Below are 14870 nucleotides of genomic sequence, written 5' to 3'. Positions count from 1 at the left end.
TCCTACTGCAATACGAAATTAGTGAAGAGCGCCTGCTCGACCACGACTTTGCCCAGTTCTTTCTGGGCCACTTCCTGCACGCTGGCAGTGACCTTCTGGCGCAGCATTTCCTGGCCCACCGGGGTGGCCAGGCTGTCGAAACTCTGCCCGGAGAACAGCATCACCAGGTTGTTGCGGATCACCGGCATATGCACCTTGAGGGCATCCAGGTCCGCCTGGTTGCGCGCCAGCAGGGAAATGCTCACCTGCAGGTAGCGTTGCCGACCGTTCTGGTTGTAGTTGGCGACAAAGGCCGGAAGCATCTGCTCGAAGATTGCCGGTTGCTTGACGTTGGTCGCGGTCTCGGCCGCAGGTGCAGGCTTGCTCTGGGCGCTGTGCATGAAGTACCAGGTAGCGCCCACCGACACGCCGATGGCCAATAACAAGGCCACGACGATCAACAGGATCATCTTGAGCTTGCTCTTGCCTGCAGGTGCTGTTGCTGCGTCGTCACTCTTCGCCATGCCAATAATCCGTCACTATTCGGGGTTTCATAGATCCACGGGAAGGCAAGAGCAAGTGTTATGCCAGAGTTGTCACGGATTTCAGCAACGCTACAAAACCAGTGTGGGAGCTGGCTTGCCTGCGATAGCGGTGTGTCAGGCACGAGCTATATTGCTGACCCACCGCTATCGCAGGCAAGCCAGCTCCCACAGAGGTCAGGTTTCAGGCGTAGTAGTCCACGGCGCTGGAGCCGATGACGGATTGGGCTATCGGCGCCGCCACTTCGGTGGCTTCGCCGGCAAGGCCGGTGTCATGCCCATCGTTGTGCCCACCACTGCCACTGACTCCCCGCGCCTGGTTCTGCTGTTGCTCCTGACCCTGGCCCTGCCAGCCACGGGACTGGTCGGAGACATTCACGTCAACCTGGCCCATGCCCTGCTGGGCGAACATTTCCCGCAGGCGCCCGGACTGGCTTTCCAGGGCCTCGCGCACGGCGGCGTGGCCGCTCATGAAGTTGACCTGGGCCTGCTGGTCAGCGGTCATGTTCACGCGGATATCCAGGCGGCCCAACTCGGCAGGCTGTAATTGGATATCGGCGGACTTGAGGTTGATGCTGGACAGGTACATGACCCGGTTCACCACTTCCTCGGTCCAGCCACTCTGATGCATGGCCAGCGGCTGGTTATTGAGCGGCAAGGCGTTGGCGGTCTTGGGCGTGGCGGCCTGGGTCAGGGCGGCCAGGCGATTGGCAAAGTCATCGACGCGGGTGTCGCTGCTCGCGCCCTTCAAATCCTTGAGGCCCTCTTCGATCAGGCCGCTGAAAGCCTTCTCGCCACCCTGGTCGGTACTGTCCTTGGCCGCTTGCTGATCGACCATCGCCGCCAGGCCGTTAGTGAAGTTCTGCGCGGCGGTAGGCTCAGCCTGGGTCGGCGCGGCTTTTTGCGCTGCCTGGCTGCTGGCGGAGACATGCCCGCCCTGCTCCATCGCCAGGCGCACGGCCGGCAATGCATCCAATGGATCGGCCTCGGGGTCGAAGGTTGGCGCAACCTCTTCGGTGACCGGCGCGGTGGTCACGAGCAACGGCGCCACGGCGTCATCCACCACGGCGGCCGGGACAGCAACCGGAGCCGGCGTGACCGCCGCGATCAGCGCCGGGTCAACCACCGGATCGGCCACCGGCTGTACAGCCAATGCCGGATCCTTGCCGGTGCTTGTCTCGTCATCGCGGCTGGCCGTCTTGTCGTCCTTGACCTGCGGGCTGGCAGGCAAGGTCTTGCCGCTATCGGCAACCGCTGGGGTGCCAGCGGCAGGCTTGTCGTTGCCCACCTCTTTCTTGGCACTCACATCCGCCGGCTTGTCACGGCTTGGCTTGGGCGCCATATCGGTGGCCTTGGCAGGCGCAACGCTGGACTCCTTGGCGAACACCTGGGCAAAGCCTGGCGCTTTGGCCCGCGCGTCCACGGCCACTGCCTGGGCATTGACGGAGGAAGCCTGAGGCTTGACCGCGGGGGCGGCCTGCAGGAGCGAGTTAGGGGCGAGAGGCATAGGTCTGGTCTCCGCTGCGCAGGGTCGAGGGCGCAGTCAAGAGAGATAGAGCAAAAGTCGGGCCAGCTTTGCCAACCGGCCCATTGAACCCTAGAAGCGCTGGCGCTCCGACTCATACATCGGCTTGACCAGGGCGAACTCATGATCGATCTGGTCCACCAGCTTGCCCAGGTCGGCGACCTGCGCCTTGGCCGACTCGGCCTCCAGGCGCTGGCACAACCGCGCCAGACGCACGGCCCCCAGGTTGCCGCTGCTGCCTTTGAAACTATGGGCAATCTGCCCAAGCGCCTTGGCATCATCTCGCGCCTGGCGCAGCGCTTCGACGCGCTTTTGCGAGTCATCGAGGAAGGTGTCGAGCAAATGGGGGTATTCGCCTTCCATGACTTCCTGCAAACCCATCAACACTTCAGGGTCCATATGTATCTGCGTCACTTGTTCGCTCCTTGATCAAGAATCGGCGGATTATGCCAGAGCCTCCCAGCAAAACTCCACGCACACACTGCGCCCGCCATCGGACCAGCGTACATGGCTGCTCAGTTGCCGGACCAGGTTCAGCCCGCGCCCGGACAGACGGTCGATATCCAGCGGCCGCGCCAGGACTGTTTCCACATCAAAACCCGCGCCACTGTCTTCGATCCGCAGGCTCAGGCAACCGCCTGCACCTGTCGGCAAGACATCGATATGCACACGGATATAGCCGTTACTCAACAGGGCCAGGCGCTCATTGCGCTGGCGATAATAGTCGGCAAAACCCTGCACATCGCGCTTGAGCCGTGAATCCAGGCCCAGCACCCCATGCTCCAGGGCGTTGGAATACAGCTCGGCCATCACGCTGTACAACGCCCCACTCTGGCCGCGCAGGCCGTGGATTTCCAGGAGCAATTGCAGCAAATACGGTAACGGGTTGTAACGCTTGAGTGTCTCGGCACGAAACTCGAAACTCACCGACCAGTCCAGCGGGCAGGATTGGCCGCTGTCGGTGTACTGAATAGCCGACGCATGCAGAGCCTGCTCAGGCAGCAGGCTGATTTCCACCAGGCTGACATCATCACGCACCTCGCCGCGAAAGCCGGCAAGGGCTTGTTCGATGTCCTCAAACAGGCGCTCAGGCTCACGGTTGGCGGCGAACACTTGTAGCAAACGCTCCACGCCAAACAATTGCTCATTGGCATCCGCCGTATCAATCACCCCATCGGACAACAGGAACACCCGATCGCCCAGGGCCATCGGCCAGACTTGCGTGCAGTCGTCAAAAACCTCGGGCGCCAGCACACCCAAGGGCAGATGCCGCGACACCAGCGGCGTGCGCCTGCCCGTGGCCACTTCATGGACGTAGCCGTCGGGCATCCCGCCATTCCACACCTCCACCACCCGACGCTGGGCGCTGAGACACAACAGCGTCGCACAACAGAACATGTCCACCGGCAGGATGCGCTTGAGCTTGGCGTTCATCTCCCGCAGGGTCTGCGCCAGGCCGTAACCCTTGGCGGTCATGCCGTAGAACACCTCGGCCAGCGGCATTGCGCCAACGGCCGCTGGCAAGCCATGGCCGGTGAAGTCACCGAGCAGCACATGCATGTCGCCCGACGGCGTGTAGGCCGCCAACAGCAAGTCGCCGTTGAACAGCGCATAAGGCGATTGCAGGTAACGGATATTGCGCGCGGCGTTCAGGCAGCCGGAATGGGCGACCTTATCGAACACCGCCTTGGCCACCCGCTGTTCATGCAGCAGGTACTCATGATGGCGGGCGATCTGGTCGCGCTGCTGCAACACCGTGGCCTGCAGCCGGCGCAGGCGGTCCATGGCGTTGATCTTCGCCGCGAGGATGATCGGGCTGTAGGGCTTGGCCAGGAAGTCATCGCCACCGGCATCCAGGCAACGGGCCAGGGCCTGGCTGCCACTCAGGGACGTCAGGAAGATGATCGGCACCAGCGTCTCGCCCGCCAGTTGCTTGATCTGCCGGGCGGCTTCAAAGCCGTCCATCACCGGCATCAAGGCATCCATCAATACCAACTGCGGGCGTTCGCGAGTGAATACCTCCAGCGCTTGCTGACCGTTAGTCGCGGTGAGCACCCGATGGCCCTGGCGCCGCACAATGGTCGATAGCAACAACAGATCGGCAGCGCTGTCTTCGGCGATCAGGACCGTCAGCAGGCTCAAGAGATATCAAACAACTTGTCGAAATTGGAGATGGCGAGGATCTTGCGCACATCGGAGCTGCTGTTGATCACCCGCACATCAGCGTCATCGCTTCCGGCATGATCACGCAGCAACAACAGCATGCCCAGGGCCGAGCTGTCGAGGTAGGTGGCCTCCTTCAAGTCCACCACATAGATATCAGGGACCTTATAGAACCGCTCGTAGGAATCGCGAAAAGCCTGGTGACTGCCGAAATCGAACCGGCCTTTGACTGCGATCGTCAACTTCGTCCCATCCAGGGATACTTCTGATTCAACCGACATACGACTGCTTCCTTGTCGTGGGCATGTGCAACAAGGTGTAGCAGGTGATCACAGAGTGGGCAACCTTGCCTTGGCGGAACTGCTCACGCCCGCCCCTGTAGGAGCGAGCTTGCTCGCGAAGGTCGTCAACGATGACGCGGGAAACTTGACGCCCCGCTGTGCCCGCCAGTTTTTCGCGAGCAAGCTCGCTCCTACAGGGGCGGGCGCGGGTAGTTAGTATTGATCCTGGCGCGGCAGGCGCTGGGACAGTTCATCGAGCAGCTTCTGTTCGCGCTTGTCTTCCAGAGCGCGCGCTTCGTCGATGTAACGCTGCACCAGCTTGCGCAGGCCTTCGACCCGGGCGTAGGCCTGTTGCCAGCCTTCGCGGGCCTTGTCGAGGTTGTTCTGGTGCCAGGCCAGGCTCTGGCGCTGCTGGCCGACGGCGCTTTCCAGTTGGTTGAGAAAGTGCTGGTAGTTCATCAGCCACTGCCCGGAAACGCCCTTGCTGCCGCGATCGATCCACTGCTGCTGGTATTCGCCGCGAAAGCGCTCCAGGTCGCCCAGTTTGCTCTCGGCCAGGCGCACCTGGCCCTGGAAATGCCCCAGGCGCTGGGCGGCGGTGCGTTCAGCGCTTTCGGCCATCTCCACCACCGGAGCAAGACGCGCGGCGCGACTGCTGGCCATCAGGGGTTAACCGCCAGGCGCTGGTGCGAACACCGACGCCAGGTGCGCTTCGCTTTCGGCCATGCTGATGTTGTCGTTCAGCCCCTGGCGCAGGTAGGTCACCAGTTGCGGTTGCAGGGCAATCGCCAGGTCGGTCTCGCGGTCGCCACCGGCGACATAGGCGCCGACGCTGATCAGGTCACGGCTCTGCTGGTAACGCGACCACAACTGCTTGAACTGTTGGGCGCGGACCATGTGCTCGGCGCTGACCACCGACGGCATGACCCGGCTGATGGACGCTTCGATATCGATGGCTGGGTAATGCCCTTCCTCGGCCAGGCGCCGGGACAGCACGATGTGCCCGTCAAGCACGCCCCGCGCCGAGTCGGCAATCGGGTCCTGCTGGTCATCGCCTTCGGACAGCACGGTGTAGAACGCGGTGATCGAGCCACCACCGGCCTCGGCATTGCCGGCGCGCTCCACCAGCTTGGGCAGCTTGGCGAAGACCGATGGCGGATAGCCTTTGGTCGCGGGCGGCTCGCCAATGGCCAGGGCGATTTCCCGCTGGGCCTGGGCGAAACGCGTGAGGGAGTCCATCAGCAACAGGACATTCTTGCCCTTGTCGCGGAAATATTCGGCAATCCGCGTGCAGTACATGGCGGCACGCAGGCGCATCAATGGCGCATCGTCCGCCGGCGACGCCACCACCACGGAACGCTTGAGGCCTTCTTCACCCAGGATGTGCTCGATGAATTCCTTCACCTCACGGCCCCGCTCACCGATCAGGCCGACCACGATGATGTCGGCCTCGGTAAAGCGCGTCATCATGCCCAGCAGCACACTCTTGCCCACGCCGGTACCGGCGAACAAGCCCAGGCGCTGGCCGCGACCGACCGTCAATAAACCGTTGATGCAACGAATACCCACGTCCAGCGGCTGGCTGATCGGGTTGCGCTTGAGCGGGTTGATGGTCGGGCCGTCCATCGGCACCCAGTCTTCGGCCTTCATCCCGCCCTTGCCGTCCAGCGCACGGCCGGCGCCATCCAGCACGCGGCCGAGCATGCTCATGCCCATCGGCAGGCGCCCGGTGTCAGCCAGCGGCACCACGCGTGCGCCCGGCGCAATACCGGCGAGGCTGCCCACGGGCATCAGGAAGATCTTGCTGCCGGAAAAGCCCATGACTTCGGCTTCCACCTGCACCGGGTGGTAGCTGTCGTCGTTGATCACCAGGCAGCGGCTGCCCATGGCCGCGCGCAGGCCTTCGGCTTCCAGGGTCAGGCCGACCATGCGCAGCAGGCGACCCTCAAGGATCGGCTGGCCGGGCAACTCGGTGGCTTCGATATAACCCCCCAGGCGCTTGGCAAAGCTGGTGCGGTCAAGGCGCATCCGGCGCGTCCAGGTCAATATTCAGGTCCGGCGCCGCCGGGTGCAGCGCCTGTTCATGGAGCTGGTCGAACAACTTGGCCATGATCTGCGTGATGCGGGTTTCGACGGTGGCATCGATGCGGCTGTGCTCGGTCTCGACCCGGCAACCACCGGGCTGCAACGCGGCATCCTCGACGATGCGCCAGGTTTCCTCGTGGCGCTCGCGCAGGGCTTTGACCTGCTCGAAATCCTGCGGGTTGATGTACAACCGCACATTGCCGACGCCCAGGGGCAACAGCTTGAGGGCTTCGCGCATGACGCTTTCGATCTGGCTGGAGTCCAGCACCAGTTCACGTTGGATGACCTGGCGGGTGATGTGCTGCACCAGATCCACCATGGCCTTTTCCAACTGCGAGTCCTGCTCGGCGATCGGCGCAAACAGGTTGCCCATCAGCCGTTCGAGGCTGGCCAGCTTCACAACAAGGGCCGCGTCAGCTTCCTGGCGAACCTTGAGGGTGGTGCTGTGGAACCCCTCTTTCTCGCCCGTGGCAAAGCCTTCGTTGTAAGCCTCCTGGCGGATGCTTTCGAGCTCTTCGAGGGTCAGTGGCTGGACTTCCTCCAGCGGCACTTCTTCCATTTCCACCGGGGTTTCTACCACGGGTTCCGGCTCGGGTTCGGGCCGGTGCGGGTCGAAGCTGGGCAGCGACCAGACGTCGAACCCGCCGACGTCCCGGGCGCGAATCAGATCGCTGGGCGTCTCATCTTTGTTCGACATGCGCGGCGCCTTAGATCATTTCTTCGCCGCCCTTCCCGCCGAGAACGATTTCTCCGGCTTCGGCCATACGGCGGGCAATGGTGAGGATTTCTTTCTGTGCGGTTTCCACGTCGCTGACGCGCACCGGGCCCTTGGCTTCGAGGTCGTCGCGCAACAGTTCGGAGGCGCGCTTGGACATGTTCTTGAAGATCTTTTCCTTGACGCCCTCGTCCGAGCCCTTGAGGGCCAGCACCAGCACATCGGAGGAGACTTCGCGCAGCAACGCCTGGATGCCCCGGTCGTCGACATCGGACAGGTTGTTGAACACGAACATCAGGTCTTCGATCTGCACCGACAAGGTATCGTCGATTTCGCGGATCGAGTCCATCAACTGGCCTTCGACCGAGCTGTCGAGGAAGTTCATGATATCGGCCGCACGCTTGATACCGCCCAGGGTGGTGCGTGCTGCGTTGGAGTTGCCGGAGAACTGCTTCTCCAGGATCGTGTTCAACTCTTTCAAGGCCGCTGGCTGCACGGTGTTCAACGACGAGACGCGCAGGATGATGTCCAGGCGCACCTTGTGGTCGAAATGGCCAAGCACTTCGCCGGCCTGGTCCGGGTCCAGATAAGCCACGACAATCGCCTGGATCTGCGGGTGCTCGTAACGGATCACGTCCGCCACCGCGCGCGGCTCCATCCACTTGAGGCTGTCGAGGCCGCTGGTGTTGCCGCCCAGCAGGATACGGTCGATCAGGCCATTGGCCTTGTCTTCGCCCAGGGCCGAGGTGAGCATCTTGCGGATGTAGCTGTCGGAGCCGACGCCCAGGCTGGTCTGGTCGCCGACGATTTCGACGAACTCGCTCATCACCTGCTCGACCTGCTCGCGGTGCACGTTGCGCATCTGCGCCATCGCCACGCCAACCCGTTGCACTTCCTTGGGGCCCATATGGCGCAGCACTTGGGCCGCGTCGGTCTCACCCAGGGACAGCAACAGCACGGCGGCTTTGTCGACCTTGGTCAGCTTGGCAACAGAGGCTCGATTATCACTCATCTGCGTTGATCCACTCTTTCACGACCTGGGCCACACGACCCGGGTCTTCTGCCACCAGACTTTTGATTGCATTCAACTGCGCGTCATACCCTTCGCTCGGGCTTGGCAGCAGAATGCTCTGCGGGCCGCCAAGGCTGACGCGGTCGTTGGCCAGTTCGCCATCCAGGCCGCCCATGCCACCCAACTCGACATCACCGAACGGTGCCAACTGCTTCTTGCCGTGGCCGGTGATGTTGTTGAGCACAGGGCGCAGCACGCCAAACACCAGCACCAGGATGAACAACACCCCCAGCACTTGCTTGACGATGTCCCAGAACCAGGGTTGAGAGTAGAACGCAATATCGGCGATCACCTCACCGCGCTCCTGGGAGAACGGCATGTTGATCACGCTGACACTGTCGCCACGGCTGGCATCGAAGCCCACGGCGTCCTGCACCAGGCGGGTGAAGCGCGCCAATTCATCGGCGGTCCACGGCGCACGGGTGGTTTCGCCGTTGGCGGCGTTGATCTTGACCTGGTCATCCACCACCACCGACACCGATAGGCGGTTCAAGCGCCCTTGCTGTTGCTTGGTGTGGCTGATGGAGCGGTCCAGTTCGAAGTTCTTGGTCGATTGCGAACGCTTGTCGGCCGGGTACGGCGCGAGCATCGGTTGGCCGGTGGCCGGGTCCATGATCTGCTGGCCATTGGCGTCCAACAGTGGCTGGCCGGGCTGGATCGCGGCAGCAGCGGTGGCGGCGCCGCCGGTGGTTTGCGGGGCACTGGCCGGGGCTGGCGGCTGATTGCTCAGGGCACCGGGCACACCTTGCGGAGGACCATTGGCGGCGGTGCGTTGTTCGCTGGTCGATTGTTCGCTGCGCAGGGCCGGCTGGTCCGGGTTGAACTGCTCGGAGGTCGATTCGACGGCGCTGAAGTCCACGTCGGCGGACACTTCAGCCTTGTAGCGGTCATTGCCCAACACCGGTTGCAGGATGTTGTGCACACGCTGGGTGAGCATGCTTTCCATGCGACGGCTGTAGTCGAACTGCTTGCCGGCCATGGTCAGCGCGGAGTTTTCCGCCTGGTCGGAGAGCAGGTTGCCCTTCTGGTCGACCACGGTGATCTGTGACTTGCTCAGCTCGGGAACACTGGTCGCCACCAGATTGACGATGGCCAGGACCTGGCCCGGCTCCAGGGAGCGGCCAGCAAACAACTCGACCAATACCGAAGCGCTGGGCTTGCGCTCATCACGCACAAACACCGAGCTTTTCGGGATCGCCAGGTGCACACGGGCGCCCTTGACGTTGTTCAGGCTGGCGATGGTGCGTGCCAGCTCGCCTTCCAGGCCGCGACGGTAGCGGGTGGCTTCCATGAACTGGCTGGTGCCCAGGCCCTGGTCTTTATCGAGAATCTCAAAACCGATGTTGCCATCGGTCGGTGCCACACCTGCACCGGCCAGCTTCAGGCGGGCACGGGCCACGTCGTCGGCCTTGACCAGCAAGGCACCGGAGTTGGGCTCCACGGTGTAGGCGATATCGGAGGCGGCCAGGGTTTCCATGACCTGCTTGGCATCCATCCCCGCCAGGCTGCCATAGAGCGGCCGGTAATCGGGTTGCTGGGACCACAACACCACGGCAAAACCAATCGCCACGCTGGCAGCCAGGCCGACCATCAGGCCTACCTGACGCAACATGGTCATTTCGGAGAGGTTTTCCAGGAACGACAGGCCAAACAGCGGCGGCTTGCCGTCTGTCTTGGCGGGTACGTTATCCACGACTGCTTCTGCCATGACTTAAATCTCGTCCTTAAACCGGCATCTGCATGATGTCTTGATAAGCCTGAACCAGCTTGTTACGCACTTGGGTCAGGGCCTGGAAGGAAACGCTGGCCTTTTGCGAGGCGATCATCACGTCGGTGAGGTCCACGCCACTCTTGCCGATTTCGAAGGCGGTCGACAGCTGGCTGGATGCCTGCTGGGTATCGCTGACTTTGTTGATGGCTTGGCCGAGCATATCGGCAAAGCTGCTTTGGCCCAATTCCGGCGCTTGCACGACGGATTTCGGCTGGGACATGGCGTCCATTTGCATGGATCGCATATCCAACATCAACCGATTGAACTCAACACCTTGGCTCATGAACTTCTCTCTCCGACGACCCGCAATTTTTTGACACTACGCAGCGGTTAGTACGGGTGGTGCAACAAGGGTGCCAGCTCCATGGCAACTTGTAAGAAAAGCCGACAAACCTTGTCAGCTGATGTGTATCTCAGCTGGCGAAAAGGAACGCTTCCACATCCATTCCGGCATCGCGCATTTGCGCCAGCTTGTAGCGCAAGGTGCGTGGGCTGATGCCCAGGCGCTCGGCAGCCTCTTTGCGGCGGCCGCGCTCGGCGCGCAGGGTGTCGATGATCATCTGGAATTCGCGGCGGCGCAGGTCGTCCCCCAGGCCACCGGCTGCTTCTGCCGGAACGCTTTCAGCCGGCGCCGGAACCAGGCTCGGCATGGGCGCAGCGCCCACGCCGATGGCCAGGCAGAAGTCCTGGGGCTGGATCAGGCCGCCTTGCTGCAAAATCAGCGCGCGCTGGATCGCGTTGTCCAGCTCGCGCACGTTACCGGGCCATGGGTAGCTGATCAGGCAAGCCTTGGCCTCGGCCGACAGGCGCGCCTGGGCGTGCTTCATTTTATTGACGTGCTTGTTCAACAGGCGCTCGGCCAGCGGCACGATATCCGCCGGGCGTTCACGCAGCGGGCGCCAGGCCAATGGGAAAACCGAGAGCCGGTAGAACAAATCTTCACGAAAGCGCCCTGCCGCCACTTCGCCGGCGAGGTCACGGTTGGTGGTGGCGACCACGCGGATATCCAGCTGGATCGGCTTACGCGCACCCACCCGCTCCACTTCGCGTTCTTGCAACACGCGCAGCAACTTGGCTTGCAGGCCCAGGGGCATTTCCGAGATTTCGTCGAGCAGGATGGTGCCGCCGTCGGCCTGTTCAAACTTGCCGGCCTGGGCCGCGATGGCGCCGGTGAAGGAGCCTTTTTCATGACCGAACAAGGTCGCTTCAAGCATGTTGTCGGGGATCGCCGCACAGTTGATCGCGATAAACGGCTGGCTGGCCCGGTGGGATTGCTGGTGGATGTAGCGCGCCAGCACTTCCTTGCCGGTGCCGGACTCACCGGAGATCAGCACCGTGGAGTCGCTGCGGGCGACCTTGGCCGCCAGCTCCAGCAATTGCGTACTGGCCGGCTCGAAGGCAATCGGGCCCTCGCCGTCTGCAGCACCGATCACCCCCAGGGCGTGACGCGCCACCAGTTCGATCAGGGCCTTGGGCTCGAATGGCTTGACCAGATAGTCTGCCGCGCCCTGGCGCATGGCATCGACCGCGCGCTCTACCGCGCCGTGAGCGGTCATCAACAGCACCGGCAATTGCGGCTGGCGTGCACGCAACAGGCCGAGCAACTGGTGGCCGTCCATGCCGGGCATGTTGACGTCGCTGACCACCAGGCTGAAGGACTCTTGCTCCACCGCCTCCAAGGCTTCCTCGGCCGAACCGACCGCCCGATAGTCATGGCCCGCCAACAACAGCGTGTCAGCCAGTGCTTCACGCAGGGCGCGATCGTCTTCAACCAGTAAAACCTTGATAGCCATTTATCCTTACTCCGCGCTTGCCGCGCCTGAAAACAGCGGCAGCGTTATCAATGCACAGGTGCCGCGCCCCACACGGGAACGCAACTGCAATTCTCCCTGATGCGCACGGGCCACTGCCTTGACCACGGTCAGCCCCAGGCCGGTCCCGTTGGTTTTGGTGGTAAAGAAGGGTTCACCCAGGCGCTGCAACACCAGCGGATCAATCCCGCTACCGCTGTCGCTAATGCACAGGCGCAGGGTTTGCTCGCGGCTGTACAAGTGCACTTTGAGGCGCGCTGCCGGGCCGCTGGCCTGGCTGGCATTTTCGATCAGGTTGAGCAGCGCGCCCACCAGGGTGTCGCGATTGCACAGCAACTCGCCCCAGTGGCTGTCGCACTGCCAGCGCACCGAGGCTTCCTGGACATGGGTGGCGGCGGCGGCCTGCAACGACTGCATCAAGGCAGCGGGCGTGACGCGATCAGTCAGCGGCAACTCGCCCCGGGCGAACACCAGCATGTCGCGCACCTGGTGCTCCAGCTCATGCAGGCGCTCCTTGAGGCGCCCGGCGAAACGCTGATGGGTGGCGGCCGGCAATTGCTCATCAGTCAAATGACTGGCGTAGATCAACGCGGCCGACAACGGCGTACGAATCTGATGGGCCAGAGAAGCGACCATCCGCCCCAGGGACGACAGGCGTTCATGGCGCGCCAATTGGTCCTGCAGGTGACGGGTTTCTGTCAGGTCGTTGAGCAGCACCAGTTGGCCGGGCTCAGCGTCCAGGGAGCGAGTGGCGATGGACAGGCGGCGCCCATCCTTGAGGGAGATTTCATGGCCGTCGTCTTCACGAGGGGCAAAGCAGCGGGTGATGACATGGCGCCACAGCTCGCCTTCCAGCGGCAGGCCCAGCAGGTCGCAGGCCGCGGGGTTGGCTTCGCGCACGCGGCCCTGGTCGTCAATCACGATCACGCCACCGGGCAGCAGGTCGAGCAGGTTTTGCAGACGGTTGGCCAGGCGTTCTTTCTCGGCCAGCTCTTCCATGCGCTGGGCACTGACCACCGCCAACTCGCCCTTGAGCTCCGAAACCCGGGCTTCCAGCAGGCTGTAGGAGTCAGTCAACTGGCTGGACATCTGGCTGAACAGCGAAAACGCCTGCTCAAGCCCTTGCCGGCTGATCTGCTCTACGGACGGGACAAGTCCCTGGGTGTCGGGGACTGAAGAAAGTTGGGCGGCGTGGGGCATCGTGCTCTCTCGCTTGGCTGACCGTCAGTTAAACGGAACGTTGCGAGTGCTGTAGCAATACCCGTGCCGAAAAAAAACCGCTGATTAATCAGCGGCTTGGAAAACAGGCGTCAATCCTCCGCCTGTTCATCCCCTTCACGACGGCTCATGCCGTACTTGCGCATCTTCTCCACCAGCGTGGTGCGGCGGATGCGCAGGCGCTCGGCGGCGCGGGCAACGATGCCATTGGCGTCGTCCAGCGCCTGCTGGATCAGCCCTTGTTCCAGGCTGCCGAGGTAGTCCTTCAAGTCCAGGCCTTCGGGCGGCAACATGGCGTTGGCACCGAAGTCCGGGGTGTGGCCGTTGATCGCCACGCGCTCTTCCAGATCGCTGCGCAGGCTGTCCACCAATTGCTCGTCTTCGTCGTCGACGTAGCGGAATTTCTTCGGCAACTCGACCACGCCGATCACCCCGTACGGATGCATGATCGCCATGCGCTCCACCAGGTTGGCCAGCTCGCGTACGTTGCCCGGCCAGCCGTGGCGGCACAGGGACATGATCGCGGCAGAGTTGAAACGGATCGAGCCGCGCTTTTCGTGTTCCATGCGCGAAATCAGTTCGTTCATCAGCAACGGGATGTCTTCCACACGCTCGCGCAGCGGAGCCATCTCGATAGGGAATACGTTGAGGCGGTAGTACAGGTCTTCGCGGAAGCTGCCGACCTCGATCATGCTTTCGAGGTTCTTGTGCGTGGCCGCGATGATGCGCACGTCGACGCTCTGGGTCTTGTTGCTGCCCACACGCTCGAAGGTACGCTCCTGCAACACACGCAGCAGCTTGACCTGCATCGGCAGCGGCATATCGCCGATTTCGTCGAGGAACAGGGTGCCGCCATTGGCCAGCTCAAAACGCCCGGCACGGCTGGTGATCGCCCCGGTAAAGGCGCCCTTCTCGTGGCCGAACAATTCGCTTTCGAGCAGCTCTGCAGGGATTGCCCCGCAGTTGACCGGCACGAAAGGTCCGTCACGGCGCTTGGAATGGTAATGCAGGTTACGCGCGACCACTTCCTTGCCGGTGCCGGACTCGCCGAGGATCAGCACGCTGGCGTCGGTATCGGCCACTTGCTGCATCATCTGGCGCACGTGCTGGATCGCACGGCTGGTGCCGACCAGGCTGCGGAACAGGTTGGGTTCGCGGTGACGGCCACGCTCGCGGGCCTGGTCGTACATCTCGCGATAGACCTGGGCACGGTGCAGGGAGTCGAGCAATTTGCTGTAGCTGGGGGGCATTTCCAGGGTGGAAAGCACTCGGCGGCGCTGGTCTTCCGGCAAGTCCACGGAAGAAATATCGCCCATTAGCAACACGGGAAGGAACTCATCCCAGGTTGAGAGTGTCTTTAACAGGCCTAGAACTGCGCCAGGAGCGTTTACCGTCCCGATCAGCACACAGATGACTTCACGGCTCGATGACAAAGAGCTGACCGCCTGCTGCCAATCGTGGCTGCCGCAGGGCAAATTTTCTTCGCCAAGAAAATTCAAAATCACCGCCAGGTCGCGGCGGCGAACGCTATCGTCATCGATTAGCAGAATTTTGGTTTCACGCCACATGCAATAGCAACTTCCCTAGTAAAACTCTAATGCCCTCGAATCGGGGCAATCTAGATTGCTGTAGGCATTTTCTGCGCTACGGCCATCTGACGTCTGAAAATAGCACTAGTTAAGTCAAAAAAGACTGCACAGTCAAATTT

14 protein-coding genes and 1 pseudogene are annotated in these 14870 nt (G+C 62.5%); 1 reads left to right on the top strand and 14 read right to left on the bottom strand.

Annotated features, from left to right (window positions below; genetic code table 11):
• Nucleotides 1-2: 2 nt before the first annotated feature.
• From fliL to H097_RS08690, 5 genes are all read right to left on the bottom strand, one after another.
• Complete coding sequence (gene fliL / locus H097_RS08710) at nucleotides 3-503, bottom strand: flagellar basal body-associated protein FliL (protein ID WP_032859047.1); 501 nt, start codon at nucleotides 501-503, stop codon at nucleotides 3-5.
• 202 nt (nucleotides 504-705) lie between these two features.
• On the bottom strand, nucleotides 706-2028 hold the full coding sequence (locus H097_RS08705) for a flagellar hook-length control protein FliK (RefSeq protein WP_032859046.1): 1323 nt from the start codon (nucleotides 2026-2028) through the stop codon (nucleotides 706-708).
• A gap of 90 nt (nucleotides 2029-2118) precedes the next feature.
• The gene (locus H097_RS08700) at nucleotides 2119-2460 is read right to left on the bottom strand and encodes an Hpt domain-containing protein (RefSeq protein WP_032859044.1); all 342 of its coding nucleotides are present in this window, start codon (nucleotides 2458-2460) and stop codon (nucleotides 2119-2121) included.
• Nucleotides 2461-2490: 30 nt separating this feature from the next.
• On the bottom strand, nucleotides 2491-4188 hold the full coding sequence (locus tag H097_RS08695) for a fused response regulator/phosphatase (protein ID WP_032859043.1): 1698 nt from the start codon (nucleotides 4186-4188) through the stop codon (nucleotides 2491-2493).
• On the bottom strand, nucleotides 4185-4490 hold the full coding sequence (locus tag H097_RS08690) for an STAS domain-containing protein (RefSeq protein ID WP_032859041.1): 306 nt from the start codon (nucleotides 4488-4490) through the stop codon (nucleotides 4185-4187). Before H097_RS08690 ends, H097_RS08695 begins: the two co-directional genes overlap by 4 nt.
• A 79-nt stretch (nucleotides 4491-4569) precedes the next feature.
• Between H097_RS08690 and H097_RS28655 the strand changes: the two are divergent.
• Nucleotides 4570-4686 (top strand): annotated as a pseudogene (locus H097_RS28655) (outer membrane lipoprotein carrier protein LolA); the annotation flags it as partial.
• Between the two features lie 17 nt (nucleotides 4687-4703).
• On the opposite strand, the gene fliJ reads toward H097_RS28655, so the two are convergent.
• The 9 genes from fliJ to H097_RS08645 form a co-directional block, all read right to left on the bottom strand.
• Complete coding sequence (gene fliJ / locus H097_RS08685; RefSeq protein WP_029292520.1) at nucleotides 4704-5153, bottom strand: flagellar export protein FliJ; 450 nt, start codon at nucleotides 5151-5153, stop codon at nucleotides 4704-4706.
• A gap of 6 nt (nucleotides 5154-5159) precedes the next feature.
• The gene (fliI, locus tag H097_RS08680; protein WP_032859039.1) at nucleotides 5160-6518 is read right to left on the bottom strand and encodes a flagellar protein export ATPase FliI; all 1359 of its coding nucleotides are present in this window, start codon (nucleotides 6516-6518) and stop codon (nucleotides 5160-5162) included.
• Nucleotides 6508-7272, bottom strand: coding sequence for a flagellar assembly protein FliH (gene fliH / locus H097_RS08675; protein WP_032859037.1), 765 nt, complete (start codon nucleotides 7270-7272; stop codon nucleotides 6508-6510). Before fliH ends, fliI begins: the two co-directional genes overlap by 11 nt.
• A gap of 10 nt (nucleotides 7273-7282) precedes the next feature.
• Nucleotides 7283-8302: a flagellar motor switch protein FliG gene (gene fliG / locus H097_RS08670; protein ID WP_032859035.1), complete on the bottom strand. Its 1020-nt coding sequence runs from the start codon at nucleotides 8300-8302 to the stop codon at nucleotides 7283-7285.
• Nucleotides 8295-10070, bottom strand: a complete 1776-nt coding sequence (fliF, locus tag H097_RS08665; protein ID WP_032859033.1) for a flagellar basal-body MS-ring/collar protein FliF — start codon at nucleotides 10068-10070, stop codon at nucleotides 8295-8297. The genes fliG and fliF overlap by 8 nt, the downstream gene beginning before the upstream one ends.
• A 16-nt stretch (nucleotides 10071-10086) precedes the next feature.
• Nucleotides 10087-10416 (bottom strand): flagellar hook-basal body complex protein FliE, encoded by a 330-nt coding sequence (gene fliE / locus H097_RS08660; protein WP_029292509.1) that lies wholly within the window; start codon nucleotides 10414-10416, stop codon nucleotides 10087-10089.
• A 130-nt stretch (nucleotides 10417-10546) separates the two neighbouring features.
• Entirely contained in the window at nucleotides 10547-11926 is a 1380-nt protein-coding gene (locus tag H097_RS08655) for a sigma-54 dependent transcriptional regulator (RefSeq protein WP_032859026.1), read from the bottom strand.
• A gap of 6 nt (nucleotides 11927-11932) precedes the next feature.
• Complete coding sequence (locus H097_RS08650) at nucleotides 11933-13144, bottom strand: ATP-binding protein (RefSeq protein WP_032859024.1); 1212 nt, start codon at nucleotides 13142-13144, stop codon at nucleotides 11933-11935.
• Between the two features lie 110 nt (nucleotides 13145-13254).
• Nucleotides 13255-14730, bottom strand: a complete 1476-nt coding sequence (locus tag H097_RS08645) for a sigma-54 dependent transcriptional regulator (RefSeq protein WP_032859021.1) — start codon at nucleotides 14728-14730, stop codon at nucleotides 13255-13257.
• Between the last annotated feature and the right edge of the window lie 140 nt (nucleotides 14731-14870).

Source organism: Pseudomonas sp. FH4 (genome assembly GCF_000510915.2).
Lineage (GTDB): Bacteria > Pseudomonadota > Gammaproteobacteria > Pseudomonadales > Pseudomonadaceae > Aquipseudomonas > Aquipseudomonas brenneri.
This window is presented reverse-complemented; position numbering and strand designations above follow the sequence as displayed.

Coding starts and splice junctions, on each gene's coding strand:
- H097_RS08705 (WP_032859046.1), bottom strand. CDS start 2,028: ATGCCTCTCGCCCCTAACTCGCTCCTGCAGGCCGCCCCCGCGGTCAAG.
- H097_RS08645 (WP_032859021.1), bottom strand. CDS start 14,730: ATGTGGCGTGAAACCAAAATTCTGCTAATCGATGACGATAGCGTTCGC.
- fliG (WP_032859035.1), bottom strand. CDS start 8,302: ATGAGTGATAATCGAGCCTCTGTTGCCAAGCTGACCAAGGTCGACAAA.
- H097_RS08690 (WP_032859041.1), bottom strand. CDS start 4,490: ATGTCGGTTGAATCAGAAGTATCCCTGGATGGGACGAAGTTGACGATC.
- fliF (WP_032859033.1), bottom strand. CDS start 10,070: ATGGCAGAAGCAGTCGTGGATAACGTACCCGCCAAGACAGACGGCAAG.
- fliJ (WP_029292520.1), bottom strand. CDS start 5,153: ATGGCCAGCAGTCGCGCCGCGCGTCTTGCTCCGGTGGTGGAGATGGCC.
- fliI (WP_032859039.1), bottom strand. CDS start 6,518: ATGCGCCTTGACCGCACCAGCTTTGCCAAGCGCCTGGGGGGTTATATC.
- fliE (WP_029292509.1), bottom strand. CDS start 10,416: ATGAGCCAAGGTGTTGAGTTCAATCGGTTGATGTTGGATATGCGATCC.
- H097_RS08650 (WP_032859024.1), bottom strand. CDS start 13,144: ATGCCCCACGCCGCCCAACTTTCTTCAGTCCCCGACACCCAGGGACTT.
- fliH (WP_032859037.1), bottom strand. CDS start 7,272: ATGTCGAACAAAGATGAGACGCCCAGCGATCTGATTCGCGCCCGGGAC.
- fliL (WP_032859047.1), bottom strand. CDS start 503: ATGGCGAAGAGTGACGACGCAGCAACAGCACCTGCAGGCAAGAGCAAG.
- H097_RS08655 (WP_032859026.1), bottom strand. CDS start 11,926: ATGGCTATCAAGGTTTTACTGGTTGAAGACGATCGCGCCCTGCGTGAA.